This is a genomic window from Flagellimonas alginilytica (genome assembly GCF_042134605.1).
In the GTDB taxonomy this organism is placed as follows: Bacteria; Bacteroidota; Bacteroidia; order Flavobacteriales; family Flavobacteriaceae; genus Flagellimonas; species Flagellimonas alginolytica.
Map to the genome: position 1 here is coordinate 2,768,126 of NZ_CP169638.1, position 17,996 is coordinate 2,786,121.

The window sequence follows — 17,996 nt, forward strand, 5'->3', positions numbered from 1 at the left end:
TGATGTTAATTTTGATAAAATGAGACGCCGCCGTATTCACTGTTTATGCTCACTCTGTTTCCTGAGTTTGCTTTGCCGTAGTGGCCGCTATAATACTTTTCTGATGATCTTTCTTTGCTGATGCTGATCTCAAAATCATCCTTACCGCTAACACCGGCGTACTCGGTCGTGATTTCAAAATCGAAATAATATCCGGGATCGTACCCAATTTTGATTCCAGTGTAATCTGAACGTATTTCCACGTTTCCGGCATCGGGTGCCAATCGGTCTATTCTGATGGAGCCATAGTCGCTGGTAATGGATACATTGCCATGCACATCGCCCAGTTTTACACCAATATAGTCTCCGTTACCGTTCACGTTTTTCACGTTTCTTACATCAATGGAGCCATAATCGCTGGAATATTCCAAATTTTCCATTTCCTCAACGGTTGCATTCGTGTAGTCTGCCTTTACGATTAGGTTTCCGGCTTTTTCAATGGTAAACCCAGAGTAATCTGCAACAATTTCGGCACTGTTGATATAATCAAAGGTAGATTTAGAGGTATAATCGAACCTTAGTTCGTTATTTCGTCCACGAAGTTCCCCAATATCCATTTTCCCATAGTCGCAGCTTATTTTTGCATGGCCATCGATCCTATCCAAGATTATGCTGCCATAGTCGTTGCTAAGGTTAACACTGTTCTTTACGGGCAACTTTATGGTGTAGTTTACCTGCACGCTAACACTTTTGCGTTTTCCCCAGCTCCATCCCCAACTGTTTTTTCTGTCTCCGAACCGGGTATAGGCGGAAACCATACTGGGGCTGTTGTCAAATTCTATATCAATCTCGTCCAAACGTTCTTTTACCCTTTCTTCGTCGTTTCCATTGGTTTTTACATGGACTTCTATTACAACCCGGTTTTCGTTCCAAGAAGTTATGTTAAGGTTCCCGTAGCTGTTGTTTACCTTGAGCAGTGCATCGGGGTTTACGCTGTATTCTTTTTTGATCGTTTTTTCTTTGGTGTACCTGCCGTTCAACTTGTCATTGTCCACATGGGCTCCCGCTACAAGGGGAATCAAAGCCAAGACGAAAAAAATGTATTTAAATGGTAAAGCTTTCATCATTTTGTGAGTTTAAATTTTTAATATTTTCTATTTGGCTCAAAACTTCTTTTAAAAGGTCGATTCTAGTTTGGAAATTGGTGATCATGGCACTAAGTATAATTTTACTGTCGCCACCGTTGATCAGGTCCTGCTGTAGGGATTTATAGTCTTTGTCCAATCGTTCCAGCTGTGTCATGGTGTCATCCACTAGTTGTGCTGTTTCGGGAGTTTTTTCGTCCTGTAGTTCCTTTACTTGTTCCTCGATAAGACTGGCAAAGTAGAACTCCGTCTGCGAAACTTCCGGTGCAATTTCTACAACTTGCTGTTTTATACTGGGGTCTGGACCAAACGTTTTATATCCCAAAACCGCTACAAGGGCGATCGATGCCGCGATGGAAAGATGTTTCCACCAAGAGGGTCTTTTTTTGTTCAGGGCAATAGTGCCCTGGCTTTGGTTCAATTTATCCAAAAACCGTTCTTGGTGCCCATTTTGTGGCTCTGCTACATCGAACTCCCCTTGGAGTCTTTCGAACAAACTATCTAAATTATCCTTCTTCATATCTAAGCATTTACGGTCAACTTTTTTCTAAGGCTCTGTTTGGCCCTGGAAATTGTGGTTCTACAATTAGCATAGCTAATGTTCATTATTTCACTGATTTCTTCGTAATCGTACCCTTCAATTAAATGTAAGGTCAAAGAAACTCTGTAATTGTCTTTCAAACTTTTCATGGTTTCCATCACTTTTTGAGCCTTCAGTTCCGTATAACCATTTTGATCTGAAGCAACTCCATCATTATCTTCGACCTTGTACATTACATCATCCAGATCCACAGCCTGTTTTTTCTGCTGCTTTTTGTAATGATAAATACTGTTATTGATCACAATCCGCTTTAACCATGCCCCAAAGGTGACGTCCCCTTTAAACGTATGCAGTTTGGTAAATGCGCTCAGGAACGATTCCTGCATCACATCTTCAGCCTCTGCCGAGTGTTTTACAATCCTAAAAGCAGTGTTGTACATTGCTTTGTAATAGCGGTTGTAAATCTCTAGCTGTGCATTTTGCTTTCCCTGCATGCACAATTTGAGCAGTGTGTCAATATGTTCATTTTGTTGGCTCAAAAAATGAATGGTTTGTCTTATAGATTACCCAATTTACCAATTGTTACACTTTTTTATTAATATTTGATTTTTAATGGCACAGGAATTGCCTTTTAAAGGATGATAATAAACCTTTAACCAGCTGTAAATATTGATTTTGAGCGGTTTGCAAAGGTTGTAGTGTTGAATAAAAATATGGGTTATTTGTCGATGCTGACAAAATGACCGAAAAGATGATATGGGAGAGATGAAAATTACCAAATTTGACAACATAGATCTACAGGGATTGGATGAGGATGCGGAATTGATACCGTTGCTTACCCCTGAGGACGAAGAACAAATGAATAGGGAGAGCTTGCCGGAAACCTTGCCGGTACTGCCTCTTAGAAATACCGTGTTGTTTCCCGGTGTGGTGATCCCGATTACCGCTGGTAGGGATAAATCCATTAATTTGATCAAAGATGCCAACAACGGTTCCAAGACCATTGGTGTGGTGTCCCAAAAGGACGAAAGTGTGGAAAACCCCGGTCCTGAGGATATCAATACCGTGGGTACCGTGGCCCGAATTTTACGTGTGCTTCAAATGCCGGATGGAAACACAACGGTGATCATACAGGGAAAGAAAAGATTTAAAATCGATGCCGTTCTAACCGAAAAACCATATATCACGGCGAAAGTAAGTGAGGCCATGGAGCAACGGCCGGACGAAAAGAGCACGGAATTCGAGGCGATCATCGACTCTATCAAGGAACTGGCCTTTAAGATCATTAAGGACAACCCAAATATTCCTAGCGAGGCCACCTTTGCCATTAAAAATATTCAGAGTAATTCCTTCTTGATCAATTTTGTGTCTTCCAACCTTAATCTTGCTGTTAACGAAAAACAACAGCTATTGGAAATTCCCGACCTTAAGGAAAGGGCCTTGGCGACATTGAAGTACATGAACATGGAACTTCAAAAGTTGGAACTGCGCAACGATATCCAAAGCAAGGTACGTAGCGATATGGACCAACAACAACGCGAGTATTTTCTTCATCAACAAATGAAGACCATCCAAGAGGAGTTGGGGGGACTGTCTTACGAGGAAGAAGTGGACGAAATGGCCGAAAAGGCCAAAAAGAAAAAATGGGGCAAAAAAGTAAAGGAGCATTTTGAAAAGGAATTGGCCAAAATGCAGCGCATGAACCCCCAAGTGGCGGAGTACTCCATTCAACGTAATTACTTGGACCTTATGTTGGATTTGCCATGGAACGAGTTCTCCAAAGATAAGTTTGACCTAAAACGTGCCCAGCAAATTTTGGACAGAGACCACTATGGTTTGGAAGACGTTAAACGACGAATAATTGAATATTTGGCCGTTCTAAAACTTCGTAACGATATGAAATCGCCCATTCTCTGTTTGTATGGACCTCCCGGTGTTGGTAAAACTTCCCTGGGTAAATCCGTGGCGGAGGCCTTGGGTAGAGAATATGTACGCATGTCCTTGGGCGGACTGCGGGATGAAGCGGAAATTCGCGGACACCGAAAAACCTATATCGGTGCCATGCCCGGTAGGATCATCCAGAGTTTGAAGAAGGCAGGGACATCCAATCCGGTGTTTATTTTGGACGAGATAGATAAATTGGCGAGCAGCCACCAAGGTGATCCCTCATCTGCTATGTTGGAGGTGTTGGATCCCGAACAGAATAACGAGTTCCATGACAACTTCTTGGAAATGGGCTATGACTTGTCCAAAGTCATGTTCATTGCAACGGCAAATAATTTGTCCACCATTCAGCCTGCATTGCGCGATAGAATGGAGATCATTAACGTTACAGGTTACACTATCGAAGAAAAGGTGGAGATCGCTAAAAGACACTTATTGCCCAAACAATTGGAGGAACATGGCCTTTCCAAAAAAGATTTGAAAATCGGAAAGCGTCAATTGGAGAAGATAGTGGAGGGCTATACTCGGGAATCCGGAGTGCGCAGTTTGGAAAAACAAATAGCCAAAGTAGTGAGGTTTGCCGCAAAATCCATAGCAATGGAAGAAGAGTACAACATAACCATGACCAACGAGGACGTTGAAAAAATATTGGGCCCAGCACGATTGGAGCGTGATAAGTACGAAAACAACGATGTTGCCGGTGTGGTCACAGGGTTGGCCTGGACAAGCGTTGGCGGGGACATTCTGTTCATCGAATCCATACTTTCCAAAGGAAAGGGAGTCATGAACATTACAGGGAATTTGGGTAAAGTAATGAAAGAGTCCGCAACCATTGCCATGGAATATATTAAATCGAACGCGGAGACTTATGGTATTGACCCCACGGTTTTTGACAAGTACAATGTACATATACACGTGCCCGAGGGTGCCACCCCTAAAGATGGTCCAAGTGCCGGTATTACCATGCTAACTTCTTTGGTATCGCTATTTACACAGCGCAAGGTAAAAAAGAGTTTGGCCATGACAGGTGAGATTACCCTAAGGGGAAAAGTGTTGCCCGTTGGTGGGATAAAAGAGAAGATTTTAGCTGCTAAAAGGGCCAAGATCAAAGAAATTATTCTTTGTGCAGACAACAAAAGGGATATAGAGGAAATTAAGGAAGACTACCTTAAAGGGCTTACATTTCACTACGTAACGGATATGAGCGAAGTGATAGACCTGGCGATCACCAAACAAAAAGTAAAGAACGCCAAGACCCTATAATTGAAAATTTAAAATAGGTAGGAACAGTACATGTATTTCTGCCTATTTTTGATGCATGGGAAAAATTACGATAGCCATAGATGGTTATTCCTCTACAGGAAAAAGCACCATCGCCAAAAGGTTGGCCGCTAGCTTGCAATATATTTATGTGGATACTGGTGCCATGTACCGCGCCGTGACCCTTTATGCCTTAAATCAAGGGCTGATTACCGAAGCAGGAGAGGTAAAACAGGCCGATTTGATTGCCCGACTATCGGAGGTAAAACTAAAATTTGTACCCAACAGGGAAACTGGACGTTCGGATATGTTTCTGAACAACGTTAATGTTGAACGGGAAATCCGAAAAATGCGGGTTTCGGGTTTTGTAAGCCAAATAGCGGCAATTAAGGAAGTACGGGAGAAGTTGGTGAAAATGCAACAGGAAATGGGCAAGGATAAAGGAGTTGTAATGGATGGTCGTGACATTGGTACCGTTGTTTTTCCCAATGCAGAATTAAAGCTGTTCATGACAGCTTCTCCGGAGACCCGCGCCACACGCCGTTACAAGGAGCTTTTGGGAAAAGGAGAGGAAGTAACTTACGCCGAAGTACTTAAAAATGTTGAGGACCGCGACCGTATCGATTCTACACGAAGTATTTCCCCGTTGACCAAGGCCAAGGATGCCATTGAGTTTGATAATAGTGATATGGGACTGGAAGAACAATTCGATCGCATTTATGCTTATGCTCAAAGGGTGATTGCCAAGCAAGAGTAAGATAGACGTGTATATGCCTTTAAAACCTAAACTTTGTTTTCAGTTAGGTATGGCCACCAATGTCGTGAAGGGTTAGGTGGGTATAAAAGGTTATATTTTAATTGCACTCATATAGGTCCAAATAATAAACAGCAATTGTAAAGGAATTCGAAACCACAGATAAGTTGACCCATTACCGTCCAATGTGGCATTTTGATAGTCCACTTTGTTCAAAGCGGCAACAATATTGGCAGGCAACATCAGTATCAGAAAAATAATAAGGACCCAACCAGATATATGCTTAACACGGGGAACAAGAAGACCTATTGCTAGTATAATCTCAAATATTCCGGTTAAGTGAACAAAGGTTTCTTTGTAGGGAATAATCTTGGGTATCATCATGGACATACCTTTGGTAAATGCAAAATGACCAATTGCTGTAAACACGAGCATTATGGATATCGCAATTCTACCCGATAATTTAAAATCATATGTCCTGTTTGTGATTTTGATGATCAATAAAGAGATCGTAAAGCTGAATAAAAGAACAATCAATGGTTTCATAAGTGTATAAATCAATAAAGCACAAAGGTCTGGAACACAGATGTAAAAAAAATGAACCCAAGTTAAGTAATGCGTTTTCGTATTCTGCTCAAGGCCTGAGGCGTAACGCCAATGTAGGAAGCAATATATTTTAGGGGTATTTGACGTAATAACCGAGGCCTTTCCATGAATAGGTCCAGATATCTTTCCTCTGCGGATTTGCTTAGAAATGAGAGTTCTCTTTTTGATTTTATCAAAAACATATTTTCGGCCATTCTTCTTCCAATAATATTTCCGTTTTCTGTTTTATCATATACCTCTTGTAGGTCTTTGTGGGAAATCTGCCATAAAACGGACTCTGTCAATGTTTCCATTTCGTATTCGGAAGGAGTTTGGGTCAAAAAGGAATCGTAAGCGGTAACAAATTCGTTTTCGAATAAAAAACCGAAAGTTACATCCGATTCCTCTGTTGGAATATAAAGGCGGATTATCCCTTTGGAGATAAATGATAAATGCTTTTCTATTTTCCCCAACTCCAATATTGTGGAATTCTTGTCAAATTGTACTTTCTTTAATTTTGAGGAGAAAAAATCCCAGTCACCTTCGTTCATTGGGGAAATATGGTCGATATACTCTCTAATTTCGGTCATTCGATTATTTTTTAATTATGCCCGCCAAGAATCGAAACTTCCTTTTAAATGGATATCGGCAACCTCGACCAGATTCGGGTTTAACATGTATGAATGAAGTTAATGTTTATTCAATCAAATGATGCAATGCTACAAAATCCACATGTTATATTTATCAAGACTTATTTTGAACATAGGATTCGACAGGTCATCCAAAAGAGATAAATTATAAACAAGGTTATTTGATCAAGTTAATGTGCCGGATATTTTTCATTATCTCAATTCGATTGATCAGAGAATCAATGATCAATGCATAAAGTTCATCGCCCAAGAGTTCATCCTCTACCCCAAAATCAATGTTCGGATTGTCGTTTACCTCTATCACATACACTTTATTGTCCACAAATTTAAGGTCTACCCCGTACAATCCATCCCCAATTAACGAAGATGCTTTCACAGCTGTATTTAGGATCTGTTCCGGTACCTGTTCTATGGCCACGGTTTCATGGTTGCCGGACTTTTCTTCCTCTTCGCTGCTCCAATTATAAATTTGCCAATGATCTTTGGTCATAAAATACTTGCAGGCATATATTGGCTTGTTGTCCAGCACTCCTATTCTCCAATCGAAGTCCGAGTATAGAAATTCCTGTCCAATTACCATATCCGTTTTTTTAAAAAGGGACTTTAGTTGGTGTATTGCTTCGGTTTTATCGTTCACTTTTATTACCCCCAAGGAGAATGCGCTATCGGGCTGCTTTAAAACGGCCGGATAGTTCAACTGTTCCAGAATGTTATCTTCGGACATATTTTTTGTAAGGGCAATGGTCTTGGGGGTTCTGATTTTATTTTTCTTAAAGAGTTCATGCTGATAAATCTTATTCGAACACCGTAAAATGGACCAAGGATCGTCTATTACCACCAAACCTTCGGCATAGGCCAAACGGGAAAGTTCGTAGGTATAATGGTTTACATTGGTGGTTTCGCGTATCAAAAGTGCGTCGAACTCGTTTATTTTGTTGATGTCGTTCTTGCTTATAAACTCCACATACATCCCTTTTTTGTTTGCGGTTTTGCGGAATTTTTCAAGAGCCTCCTTATTGGATGGCGGATATTCCTCAAAGGGGTTAATCAATATGGCAAGATCGTACTTGTAATTGTTCAGCTTTGGAAAATGGTACCGTTTTTTATTGAAGTATTTTTGGGCGGCATGGTACACCATATCTTTCTTTTCGGTGTTTAGGTCCTTAAAAGTCAAGACCTTTATATTTTTTATGATCCATTTTTCCGCTTTTATAAAATTGATGGAGAACAACGGGACTTCAAAAACCTGGAACAATTTGGTAGCCAATGTTTTGTATGCAGAAATAGATGTTTGTCCAAAATAGACTTCCAATAGGATGCTTTCCCCTTTATCCTTGCCAAGAACACGGTTTACTTGTTCGTTGAGCTCGTATGAAAGGGATTGTACCACATTGGCCAATTGCACATCTTTAATTGTGGACGAACTCGGAATGGCGCGCTGTCCTCTAGCCGATGCTAGTAAAGATACATAGTACCCAAAACTTTGATACTTGTACGAACTGCACAAATTAAAAACCCTAAAATTCGAATTGTTCTGGTACAATGGGTTATTGATGTAATCCTTTACCGAAATCACCGTTGCCTTTATTTCGGATTTCTCCCAAGAATAAGGTCTATCGATAACGATTAGGTTTTTAGTGTCGTGGTCTGTGCTGGCTGATCCTATTCGCATACCCATTTTAAGGGCATCTTCGTTGGGTCGGTAATAATCTTTTAGTGTTTTGATCACCAAAAACCCGTTGGAGAGATACCAATCCACCAGTTTTTCGTTTTTGGCCCTAACCTCTAAGGTGATGCTCGTAAAATTTTTGGACAAAGCAAATGCTTTTATATGTTCTAAAATTTTGGAGCCAATGCCATAATTTCGAAATTCGGGTAAAATACTGATTGAGTACAGCCGGAGCATGTGCTTGTATTTGAACAAAATGGCGGAGCCAATCCTTTGACCTGTAATGTCTGCATCTTCCACAATTATTATTTCCTGAAAAGAACTCTTGATTCCTTTTTTTAGATTGGCCTTTGTAGTTTGCTGAAAATCAGGGAACGATTTCTTTTCGAGCATTAAAAGGAAATCGACATCATTATGGTCCGCTATGCGAAAATATAACTTCATCTAATTGGAATATGCTGATCTAGGAGCCTGTCTACTAGTACCGTTTTAAAGGTAAAGGTATAATTCATTTGAATACACTGATCAAATAAAAATTGGTGTTTACCGATTAAATGAAGTTGCTTTTTTTGATTTAAGATGGTAATCTAAAGAGTATCCATAAGCCCAAAACAAAGTTGGTCAATATGTATCATGGGGTCTCCGAGTGCAGAAACGTTGGATAGTACAATAACCCCATTCTTGTTTTTCGTATTCATAACCAAACAGGAGGTATAACCGCCCGTTCCTCCATTATGCCAAATCCACTTTTCGCCTGATGGTTCCGTGCGTATGTGCCAACCTAAACCAATACTGGATCTATCCTTAATGGTATGGGTCTTGATTCTGGTAAGTGCCAAAGCTCTATTCTCGTCATCAAAATGGGCCGTAACAAATTTGGAGAGATCTTCTGTGGTAGAAATTATATCCCCAGCACCGGATAGTGATGCCAAGTTCCAGTTTTTCACAGGTTTTCCTTCAGGACTTTGGCCTTGGACTAAAAAAGTGGATACATTTTTGCTCCCGATAGTGCTGTTGGGCATATTATATTTTAAAAATATTCTTTCCTGGAGCAGCTGGTTCAAGGTTTTTTTTCCAATTTTAGATAAGGTATGGCCCAATAGTCCAGCCCCTAAATTGGAATATTCGTATTCACCATCTTCATCGAAAGATAATTCCATTTCGTTGACCAAATAGTATTTTAACTTTTCTGCATCATAATCGGAAAATGGATCTTGGTTATTAATGTCAAAGTCAAGGTTGGAGGGCATGCGTGGAAGGCCCGAAGTGTGGTTCGCCAAGGCCTTGAAAGTAATGTCTTGCCCATTGTTGAACTCAAAATCATAGTAGGGGTTTATGGAATCTTCCAGCTGTACTTTGTTTTCCAGAACAAAGTCCGCAAGTAGGGTAGCATTGAAAACTTTCGTGATAGATCCAATCTCAAATGCATTTTGTTGATTTTTAATGGTAAAAATGGTGTCGTTCCTTTTTTCGACACCGTAAAATTTCACATTGCCATTTTCAATAAGAGCAAATGCAAGTTGGGTATTATCGGGAAATACTTTGCTATGTTCAAAAATCAGCTCGGATTGTGTGTCCGTTATCCTTTCATCATTCAGGGTTTGATTGTTGACTATTTTGTTTGTCTGCGAATTATCGCAACTCAAAACCAGAGAAAGGATGGTAAAAAGAAGTAAAAATAAATTTTTCATGGTAAGTTTTGATGTGTGCCCAACGTTTGATTTATCCTAAAGGGATACGTTTAAATTCGGAGTCGGTTACAATGGCTGACCCTTACCTTTTTGAGTTTTATTTTTTCAAAAACCAAAAGACGCCCAAAGGGCGCCTTAAAAATAATCTTTTATGTAGGGTTCTAACTTAGAAGAGAACCAATTAACAACTCTTCTCCTAATTTTGAACCTGGTTTATATAAATGTTAGAGTCCCTATAACCCAAACAGCACACCGAAGTTCAAACTGCTTCTTGTGTTTCTTACGGTTTCTCCAAGATTTTCTTCAAAAATGTCAACGAATCCAGATTGACCGTCAAACTCAAAGAACAATTGTGTATTGTTGTTTATTCTAAATTTATATCCAATGCCCAAAGCAAGACCCAAATCGGTACTTTTAAAGGCTTCTTTTACATCTATTCCCAATTCTGAATCCTTTGCACTTATCAAAAGTCCCAAGTACGGACCAAAATTCAAATACCAATTTCTATTGGAACCAAAATGCCAGTTTGCCATAATGGGAATGGACAAATAGTTTAATTTAAAATTTGTGGTGGTAAAGTTATTGTTCTCTTCATCATTAATAAAGCCATCGGCCCAACCTTTACTATCATAGATAAGCTTTCCTTTTAAACCCCATCGGTCAGAAAAGTAATATTCACCGGATATACCAGTATTAAATGAGATTCTAGTATTGGCGTTGTCTTGACCATCTATGGTAGAAACATTGGCCAAATTCAATCCGGATTGTATTCCAAATTCAAATTCTCCGTTGTCTTGTGCATATACTTTTAAAAATGCAATTAAACTGAATACTACTAGGGATACTTGTTTTTTCATTTTTAATGTTTGTTGATTACAGTTGTTTTGATGATTGTCGGCAAATCAAGAAAATTTGTGGTCTGAAACGCCAAAGCAATCGTGTGCAAAACTTGTATTTTCTAAACAATAAAAAAGAAACAATTGACGAATGTACCCAATCAATTGATAGAACCACCTTTTCAATTGATACTGTCATCATAACAAGTAAAAAGACGCCCAAAGGGCGCCTTTTTAGTTTATAATATCACATCGGACGGAGTCGAGATATGAATAAATAAGTTCTCGACTGCGCTCGAACTGACCATGTTTTACAAATTCGGAATCACCAAAACCTGATCGGGGTGGATTACATTGGGGTCTTTTAAAATATTGGTGTTAGCATCAAAAATTTTGGTGTACTTCATCGGGTCGCCATAATAATGTTTGGCAATCTTGCTCAACGACTCACCGCTCTTTACGGTATGTCTGTGGTAAACGGATTCGTCTTCAACGGTGATGTTGGCCTTGATGTCGGAAGGTTTTTCTCCGCCGATTTCCTTGATTTTGTCCCACAGTAGATTTTTCTCATATTGGGTATGGGTCGTACCTTTAATTTTAATAATGTCGCCCTCAACATTTACATCACCATTTTTAACTCCCAATTGTTCGCCTAGATCCAATACTGGCTGATATTTTGCTTTTACACTCATAATTAAGATTTTTTACAGTTAATAATTAGAGGTTTCAAGATAGGCAATCCGCTTATATTTTACCATGAATTATTTGTAATACTTTTAATGGTCTTTAATGGATCAACCGTATATAATGCTTCTAGGGCAAGGTTTCATACCGGTATGGGAATTCCATCGCACAGTGATCCAGGGTTTTGATCCAAACCGTGGGTGTACCCAATTAAATACAAGCCTTAGTTTTGAAAGGCATTAACAAGTCATCATTTTTTCATTGAAAACCATATGTGTAGGCTTTGTGAATCAATAATTTAATTGTATTTTTGCACACCTTTTTAACAAGGAGGCAAGAGAAAAGGGAATCTAGAAAATTATTTAAAACCACTTCCGCGGTAATTGTTTGACTCTTGTAAAACGTGGAATACAAATTTAAATCAGCAGCATGGCTGAAGAAAAACAAAACGTTGAGGTAGAAGAAACTGCCGCAGCACCAGTAGTAAAAGAAGAAACACAGCCCAAACAAGATCCACAAGAATTTCTTGAAAATTTTGACTGGGACAAGTACGAAGAAGGAATTGAGCGCGTAGACGATACAAAGCTTAAAGAGTTCGAAACGCTTGTGGAGGAAAATTTTGTGGACACTGCGGACGAGGAAGTAGTGGAAGGAAAAGTTGTTCACATGACTGACCGTGAGGCCATCATCGACATCAATGCAAAATCCGAAGGTGTAATTTCCTTAAATGAGTTCCGATATAATCCAGACCTAAAAGTTGGGGATAAAGTCGAGGTACTTATAGATATTCGCGAAGACAAAACCGGTCAATTGGTATTGTCTCACCGTAAGGCTAGAACCATTAAGGCTTGGGAGCGTGTCAACAACGCACACGACAAAGAAGAAATCGTTACCGGTTTCGTTAAATGCCGTACCAAAGGTGGTATGATCGTTGACGTATTCGGAATCGAAGCTTTCTTGCCAGGTTCCCAGATCGATGTAAAGCCTATCCGTGATTACGATCAGTACGTAGGTAAGACCATGGAGTTCAAAGTAGTAAAGATCAACCACGAGTTCAAAAACGTAGTGGTGTCGCACAAAGCTTTGATCGAAGCGGATATCGAAGAACAGAAAAAAGAGATCATCGGCCAATTGGAAAAAGGTCAAGTATTGGAAGGTGTGGTCAAGAACATTACATCTTATGGGGTATTTATCGACCTTGGAGGTGTGGATGGTTTGGTTCACATTACCGATCTTTCCTGGAGCCGTATCAACCATCCGAACGAGGTTGTGGAGCTAGACCAGAAATTGAACGTGGTAATCTTGGACTTCGATGATAACAAGTCTAGAATCCAGTTGGGTCTTAAACAATTGGAAAAACACCCATGGGATGCCCTTGGCGATGAGATCAAAGTAGGTGACAAAGTTAAAGGTAAGGTAGTGGTAATCGCAGATTACGGTGCATTTATCGAAGTTGCCGAAGGCGTGGAAGGATTGATCCACGTTTCTGAAATGTCGTGGAGCACCCACCTAAGATCAGCACAAGACTTCGTAAACGTAGGTGATGAAGTTGAAGCTGTTGTATTGACCTTGGACAGGGAAGATCGCAAAATGTCGTTGGGCATCAAGCAATTGACCCCAGACCCATGGACCGATATTACTACTAAATATCCTGTTGGATCAAGACATAAAGGAATCGTTAGAAACTTTACCAACTTTGGTGTATTCGTAGAGTTGGAAGAAGGAATCGATGGTTTGATCTATATCTCCGACCTTTCATGGACCAAGAAAATCAAGCACCCATCTGAGTTTGTTACCGTAGGTGACACTTTGGAGGTGGAAGTATTGGAATTGGACGTGGATGGACGAAAGTTGAGCCTTGGTCACAAGCAGACCACAGAAAACCCTTGGGATAAATACTCCGAGGAGTTTGCTGAAGGAACAATTCACAAAGCTGCAATTGCAGAGGTTGTTGACAAAGGAGCGACTATCAACTTCAACGAGGACATCGTTGGGTTTGTTCCACAACGTCACATGGAAAAAGAAGACGGCAAGAAATTGGTAAAAGGAGAAGAGGCCGAATTCAAGATCATCGAGTTCAATAAAGATTTCAAGAGAGTTGTGGCCAGCCACACGGCAATCTTTAGAGAGCAAGAAGACAGAAATGTGAAAGCCGCTGCCAAGAAAAGAGCCACGTCTAGCGACGAAGCTGCTCCGACCCTTGGAGATGCCAACTCACAGTTGCAAGCATTGAAAGACAAGATGGAAGCCGATTCCAAGAAAAAGTAATCGGACTTTTCAATGATACTAAGCCCCGCTGGAAACAGTCGGGGCTTTTTTATGTTCCGAACATTTTAAAGAATTGCTTACTTTTGTGGTCAACCGAGTTGGTCGCACACAGCATATGAGTCAAAAAGTACTGCTTACTTCAAAGGAAATCAACATCATACTGCACCGGTTGGCCTGTCAGCTAATGGAAAACCATTTGGATTTTGCCAATACCGCACTCATAGGTATTCAGCCCAGAGGCGTTTTTTTGGCAGAAAGATTGGTGAAAATCCTCAAAAAAGAATACAAAGTCAAACATATTGACCTTGGTTTCTTGGACATCACATTTTTTAGGGACGATTTTGGACGAGGGGAAATCCTTAAGGCCAATTCCACACAAATGAATTTTTTGGTAGAGGACAAAAAAGTAGTGTTTATAGATGATGTTCTTTACACAGGAAGAAGTATCCGGGCGGCCCTTACCGCCATTCAATCCTTTGGAAGACCGAGCAATATTGAACTTTTAACCTTGATCGATCGTAGATTTAGCAGGCATTTGCCCATTCAGCCGACCTACCGGGGCCGACAAGTGGATGCCATAAACGAAGAAAAAGTAAAAGTGATGTGGCAAGAAAACGACGGCGAAGATAAAGTATATTTAGTAAGCAAATAATAGATAATGAGCGAGTTAAGTGTAAATCACTTGTTGGGAATAAAATATCTGAACAAAAAGGATATATCGCTCATTTTTGAAACGGCAGACCATTTTAAGGAGGTCATCAACCGTTCCATTAAAAAGGTGCCTACACTTCGGGATATTACCATTGCCAACATCTTTTTTGAGAACAGTACCCGAACGAAATTATCTTTCGAGTTGGCAGAGAAACGGCTTTCCGCCGATGTGGTCAATTTCTCGGCAGGACAATCTTCCGTTAAAAAAGGGGAGACCCTTATTGATACCGTAAATAATATCCTGTCCATGAAAGTGGATATGGTAGTGATGCGCCACCCTAACCCTGGAGCAGGAATATTTTTATCCCAACATGTAAATGCCTCCATCGTAAATGCAGGGGACGGAGCCCATGAACACCCAACACAAGCATTGTTGGATTCTTTTTCTATTAGAGAGAAACTGGGCGACGTAGGTGGTAAGAATGTAGTGATAGTAGGTGATATTCTTCATTCCAGAGTAGCACTCTCCAATATATTTGCCTTAAAATTACAAGGCGCCAATGTTAAAGTTTGTGGCCCAAAAACACTGATTCCAAAATACATAGAGTCCTTGGGTGTAGGGGTAGAGACCAATTTGAGAAAAGCCTTGGAATGGTGCGATGTGGCCAATATGCTTCGGGTACAGAACGAACGGATGGATATCAGTTATTTTCCTTCCACCAGAGAATACACCCAACAGTTTGGGGTGAACAAGGAGCTGTTGAACAGTTTGGACAAAGAAATTGTGATTATGCATCCAGGTCCCATTAATAGAGGTGTGGAAATTACCAGCGATGTGGCCGATTCCGATCAGTCCATTATTTTGCATCAGGTTGAGAATGGTGTGGCCGTTCGAATGGCGGTACTTTACCTATTGGCATCAAAAATTAAGTAAGACATGATTTTCGATAAAGAAGGCACAACAACCATAGTTTTCCAAGAGAACACAACCCTTTCTGGTTTTCTGGAAAATTTGAACAAAGCCTACCCTAAATTAAAGCATGATAACATAGTTATCAACCTATTTTCCTTTGACCAGCTGACGGTGAGCAACATTCTTGAGTTTTTGGATATTTCCAACACTCACAAGGCATCAGGACAATCTTTTGTTTTGGTTACAGATAAACTGGGTTACGACGAAATACCGGAAGAGATTAGTGTGGTACCCACCTTGCAAGAAGCCAAAGACCTGATCGAAATGGAAGAAATTGAACGTGACCTTGGAATTTAAAATTAAAGATGAAGAATTGAAAATGCTATTGCTTGGGTAGACAAAATACTATACAAAAGAAGAGTTTTGATTTTGCCTTGGAAATTTTGCGGATTACCAAGTATTTGGAAAAAAAGCAAAAGGAGTTTGTGTTGTCAAAACAGTTATTGAGGTCAGGAACCGCAATTGGTGCATTGGTCAGAGAAGCAGAGCATGCTGAAAGCAAAAAAGATTTTATCCATAAGATGTCTATTTCTTTAAAAGAAGCAAATGAGACAAGGTATTGGCTGGATCTTTTAAGAGAATCCGATTCAATTGGAGATTTGGATTTTAGTAAGGTTGATGACGAAATAGAGCAAATAATTCGACTGCTGGCTTCTATCGTAAAATCATCCAAGTTGAATTACTCTAAAACGTAATGGGAATTTTTAACTTTCCATTTTAAATTTATTATTTGTGAAACTAACAGTGTTAGGTTGCTATGCCGCTACACCACGAACATTTACCAATCCTACCTCTCAGGTACTCGAAATAAAGAACCATCTTTTTTTGATCGATTGTGGTGAAGGGACCCAAGTCCAATTGAGAAAATATAAGATCAAGTTCTCCAGAATCAACCATATTTTTATTTCTCATCTCCATGGTGATCATTTTTTTGGTTTGCCTGGCCTTATATCCACTTTCCGATTACTGGGCAGAGATAAAGAAATGCACATTTATGGTCCAAAAGGCATTAAACAGGCCATTACTTTACTTTTAAAATTGGGCGATTCTTGGACCAATTATCCTTTGGTCTTCCATGAATTGGAATCGAAAGAATCCGAAATTGTCTACGAAGACGAAAAGGTGACCGTGCGTACCATTCCATTGATCCACAGAGTGTATACCAATGGATTCCTATTTCAAGAAAAAGAAGCGCCCAGAACCTTGAATATTGACGCCGCCCGAAAATATGGCGTAGACAAAAGCCAGTTCATTAAAATAAAGGAAGGGGTCGATGGTGTGGATAAGTTTGGTAAGACGGTGCCCAATAAACAACTCACTTTAGATCCACCAGCACCAAAAAGTTATGCTTTTTGCAGCGATACGGTTTATAATGAAGGGATTTTGCCCATTATAAAAGATGTCACCGTGCTCTATCACGAATCCACTTTTCTTGAGTCGGAATCGCATTTGTGCGAAAAAACAAAACATGCCACGGCCAAACAGGCAGCTCAAATTGCCCAAAAGGCCAACGCCAGTCTTTTGGTGTTGGGGCATTATTCCACTAGGTACAGATCAATTGAGCTTTTTAAAAAGGAGGCCAAAGAGGTTTTTCCGGTAGTGGAACTCGCCGACGACGGTAAAGAGTTTGACTTTGGAGCATAAAAAATTACCATTCTTTTACAGGCGCATGGCTTTGAGTTGAATCTATTTTTGACGAACTTCACAACATGCAAAAAGACCTGAGCAATTATAGAAAATCTTACGAAAAAAGTGAGTTGACCGAGGCAACCGTAAAGGAAAACCCCCTTGAGCAATTCCAAAAATGGTTCTACGAAGTTGAAGCCTCGGGCGGTGTGGACGAACCTAATGCCATGACGGTATCTACCCTTGGCCTGGATGGATTTCCAAAAAGTAGAGTAGTGCTGATGAAGAAGTTTACTTTCGAGGGCTTTATATTTTACACCAACTACCAAAGTGAAAAAGGCAAGGCCATCGAGGCCAATCCATCCATATGCCTATCCTTTTTTTGGCCAAATATGGAACGTCAAGTGATCATAAAGGGCAAAGCAGAAAAAATTGCCGAGAATCTATCCGATGGTTATTTTGAATCGCGACCTACTGGGAGTCAACTTGGAGCGGTGGTTTCCGACCAAAGCGAAGTGGTGCCTTCCCGGGACTATCTCGAAAAAAAACTAAAGGAGCTGGAACAAGAGTATGAAGGACAGGAAGTGCCACGACCCGAATATTGGGGAGGTTATTTGGTAAGGCCCATATCCATAGAATTTTGGCAGGGACGCCCCAACAGACTTCACGATAGGATACGATATACACTTCAAGATGATTATGATTGGAAAATAGAACGGTTGGCCCCCTAAATCCTATAA

18 protein-coding genes are annotated in these 17,996 nt (G+C 40.2%); 9 read left to right on the forward strand and 9 right to left on the reverse strand.

Going from position 1 to position 17,996, the window contains the following annotated elements:
* Positions 1-5: 5 nt before the first annotated feature.
* The 3 genes from ABTP35_RS12365 to ABTP35_RS12375 are packed head-to-tail and all read right to left on the reverse strand — an operon-like array spanning position 6 to position 2,204.
* Entirely contained in the window at positions 6-1,103 is a 1,098-nt protein-coding gene (locus tag ABTP35_RS12365) for a hypothetical protein (protein WP_293299210.1), read from the reverse strand.
* Positions 1,084-1,644: a hypothetical protein gene (locus tag ABTP35_RS12370; RefSeq protein WP_293295951.1), complete on the reverse strand. Its 561-nt coding sequence runs from the start codon at positions 1,642-1,644 to the stop codon at positions 1,084-1,086. Before ABTP35_RS12370 ends, ABTP35_RS12365 begins: the two co-directional genes overlap by 20 nt.
* A 2-nt stretch (positions 1,645-1,646) precedes the next feature.
* A complete protein-coding gene (locus ABTP35_RS12375) occupies positions 1,647-2,204 on the reverse strand; it encodes an RNA polymerase sigma factor (RefSeq protein WP_224836512.1) in 558 nt (185 codons plus the stop codon).
* Positions 2,205-2,421: 217 nt separating this feature from the next.
* Between ABTP35_RS12375 and lon the strand changes: the two genes are divergently transcribed.
* On the forward strand, positions 2,422-4,872 hold the full coding sequence (lon, locus tag ABTP35_RS12380; protein WP_293295948.1) for an endopeptidase La: 2,451 nt from the start codon (positions 2,422-2,424) through the stop codon (positions 4,870-4,872).
* A gap of 55 nt (positions 4,873-4,927) precedes the next feature.
* Positions 4,928-5,626: a (d)CMP kinase gene (gene cmk, locus ABTP35_RS12385; protein ID WP_375334232.1), complete on the forward strand. Its 699-nt coding sequence runs from the start codon at positions 4,928-4,930 to the stop codon at positions 5,624-5,626.
* 90 nt (positions 5,627-5,716) lie between these two features.
* Here the strand turns inward: cmk and ABTP35_RS12390 are convergent, their stop codons facing one another.
* The 6 genes from ABTP35_RS12390 to ABTP35_RS12415 form a co-directional block, all read right to left on the reverse strand.
* Positions 5,717-6,169 (reverse strand): DoxX family protein, encoded by a 453-nt coding sequence (locus tag ABTP35_RS12390; protein ID WP_375334233.1) that lies wholly within the window; start codon positions 6,167-6,169, stop codon positions 5,717-5,719.
* A 62-nt stretch (positions 6,170-6,231) separates the two neighbouring features.
* Positions 6,232-6,798: a Crp/Fnr family transcriptional regulator gene (locus tag ABTP35_RS12395; protein WP_293295942.1), complete on the reverse strand. Its 567-nt coding sequence runs from the start codon at positions 6,796-6,798 to the stop codon at positions 6,232-6,234.
* 217 nt (positions 6,799-7,015) lie between these two features.
* Positions 7,016-8,971, reverse strand: a complete 1,956-nt coding sequence (locus tag ABTP35_RS12400) for a GNAT family N-acetyltransferase (protein ID WP_293295940.1) — start codon at positions 8,969-8,971, stop codon at positions 7,016-7,018.
* A gap of 143 nt (positions 8,972-9,114) precedes the next feature.
* Positions 9,115-10,218, reverse strand: a complete 1,104-nt coding sequence (locus ABTP35_RS12405) for a serine hydrolase domain-containing protein (protein ID WP_293295938.1) — start codon at positions 10,216-10,218, stop codon at positions 9,115-9,117.
* A gap of 233 nt (positions 10,219-10,451) precedes the next feature.
* Positions 10,452-11,075, reverse strand: a complete 624-nt coding sequence (locus tag ABTP35_RS12410) for a porin family protein (protein WP_293295936.1) — start codon at positions 11,073-11,075, stop codon at positions 10,452-10,454.
* A 290-nt stretch (positions 11,076-11,365) separates the two neighbouring features.
* Positions 11,366-11,746 (reverse strand): LysM peptidoglycan-binding domain-containing protein, encoded by a 381-nt coding sequence (locus tag ABTP35_RS12415; protein WP_224834878.1) that lies wholly within the window; start codon positions 11,744-11,746, stop codon positions 11,366-11,368.
* Positions 11,747-12,167: 421 nt separating this feature from the next.
* Here ABTP35_RS12415 and rpsA point away from each other — a divergent pair, with 421 nt between their 5' ends.
* The 7 genes from rpsA (at position 12,168) to pdxH (ending at position 17,987) form a co-directional block, all read left to right on the forward strand.
* Complete coding sequence (rpsA, locus tag ABTP35_RS12420) at positions 12,168-14,006, forward strand: 30S ribosomal protein S1 (RefSeq protein ID WP_224834877.1); 1,839 nt, start codon at positions 12,168-12,170, stop codon at positions 14,004-14,006.
* A 115-nt stretch (positions 14,007-14,121) separates the two neighbouring features.
* Positions 14,122-14,658 (forward strand): bifunctional pyr operon transcriptional regulator/uracil phosphoribosyltransferase PyrR, encoded by a 537-nt coding sequence (pyrR, locus tag ABTP35_RS12425; protein WP_224834876.1) that lies wholly within the window; start codon positions 14,122-14,124, stop codon positions 14,656-14,658.
* A 6-nt stretch (positions 14,659-14,664) separates the two neighbouring features.
* Positions 14,665-15,591, forward strand: coding sequence for an aspartate carbamoyltransferase catalytic subunit (locus ABTP35_RS12430; protein WP_224834875.1), 927 nt, complete (start codon positions 14,665-14,667; stop codon positions 15,589-15,591).
* A gap of 3 nt (positions 15,592-15,594) precedes the next feature.
* Positions 15,595-15,927, forward strand: coding sequence for a ribonuclease Z (locus ABTP35_RS12435; RefSeq protein ID WP_293295933.1), 333 nt, complete (start codon positions 15,595-15,597; stop codon positions 15,925-15,927).
* Between the two features lie 32 nt (positions 15,928-15,959).
* Entirely contained in the window at positions 15,960-16,325 is a 366-nt protein-coding gene (locus ABTP35_RS12440) for a four helix bundle protein (RefSeq protein WP_293295931.1), read from the forward strand.
* Between the two features lie 37 nt (positions 16,326-16,362).
* Positions 16,363-17,274: a ribonuclease Z gene (locus tag ABTP35_RS12445; RefSeq protein ID WP_293295929.1), complete on the forward strand. Its 912-nt coding sequence runs from the start codon at positions 16,363-16,365 to the stop codon at positions 17,272-17,274.
* Between the two features lie 65 nt (positions 17,275-17,339).
* Positions 17,340-17,987, forward strand: a complete 648-nt coding sequence (gene pdxH / locus ABTP35_RS12450) for a pyridoxamine 5'-phosphate oxidase (RefSeq protein WP_293295927.1) — start codon at positions 17,340-17,342, stop codon at positions 17,985-17,987.
* The last annotated feature ends 9 nt before the right edge of the window (positions 17,988-17,996 follow it).

What these genes read in the sequence shown, in the direction of transcription:
- ABTP35_RS12435 (WP_293295933.1), top strand. Translation starts at nt 15,595, where the DNA reads ATGATTTTCGATAAAGAAGGCACAACAACCATAGTTTTCCAAGAGAAC.
- ABTP35_RS12365 (WP_293299210.1), bottom strand. Translation starts at nt 1,103, where the DNA reads ATGAAAGCTTTACCATTTAAATACATTTTTTTCGTCTTGGCTTTGATT.
- cmk (WP_375334232.1), top strand. Translation starts at nt 4,928, where the DNA reads ATGGGAAAAATTACGATAGCCATAGATGGTTATTCCTCTACAGGAAAA.
- ABTP35_RS12395 (WP_293295942.1), bottom strand. Translation starts at nt 6,798, where the DNA reads ATGACCGAAATTAGAGAGTATATCGACCATATTTCCCCAATGAACGAA.
- ABTP35_RS12410 (WP_293295936.1), bottom strand. Translation starts at nt 11,075, where the DNA reads ATGAAAAAACAAGTATCCCTAGTAGTATTCAGTTTAATTGCATTTTTA.
- ABTP35_RS12415 (WP_224834878.1), bottom strand. Translation starts at nt 11,746, where the DNA reads ATGAGTGTAAAAGCAAAATATCAGCCAGTATTGGATCTAGGCGAACAA.
- ABTP35_RS12405 (WP_293295938.1), bottom strand. Translation starts at nt 10,218, where the DNA reads ATGAAAAATTTATTTTTACTTCTTTTTACCATCCTTTCTCTGGTTTTG.
- rpsA (WP_224834877.1), top strand. Translation starts at nt 12,168, where the DNA reads ATGGCTGAAGAAAAACAAAACGTTGAGGTAGAAGAAACTGCCGCAGCA.
- lon (WP_293295948.1), top strand. Translation starts at nt 2,422, where the DNA reads ATGGGAGAGATGAAAATTACCAAATTTGACAACATAGATCTACAGGGA.
- ABTP35_RS12400 (WP_293295940.1), bottom strand. Translation starts at nt 8,971, where the DNA reads ATGAAGTTATATTTTCGCATAGCGGACCATAATGATGTCGATTTCCTT.
- ABTP35_RS12430 (WP_224834875.1), top strand. Translation starts at nt 14,665, where the DNA reads ATGAGCGAGTTAAGTGTAAATCACTTGTTGGGAATAAAATATCTGAAC.
- ABTP35_RS12370 (WP_293295951.1), bottom strand. Translation starts at nt 1,644, where the DNA reads ATGAAGAAGGATAATTTAGATAGTTTGTTCGAAAGACTCCAAGGGGAG.
- pdxH (WP_293295927.1), top strand. Translation starts at nt 17,340, where the DNA reads ATGCAAAAAGACCTGAGCAATTATAGAAAATCTTACGAAAAAAGTGAG.
- ABTP35_RS12390 (WP_375334233.1), bottom strand. Translation starts at nt 6,169, where the DNA reads ATGAAACCATTGATTGTTCTTTTATTCAGCTTTACGATCTCTTTATTG.
- pyrR (WP_224834876.1), top strand. Translation starts at nt 14,122, where the DNA reads ATGAGTCAAAAAGTACTGCTTACTTCAAAGGAAATCAACATCATACTG.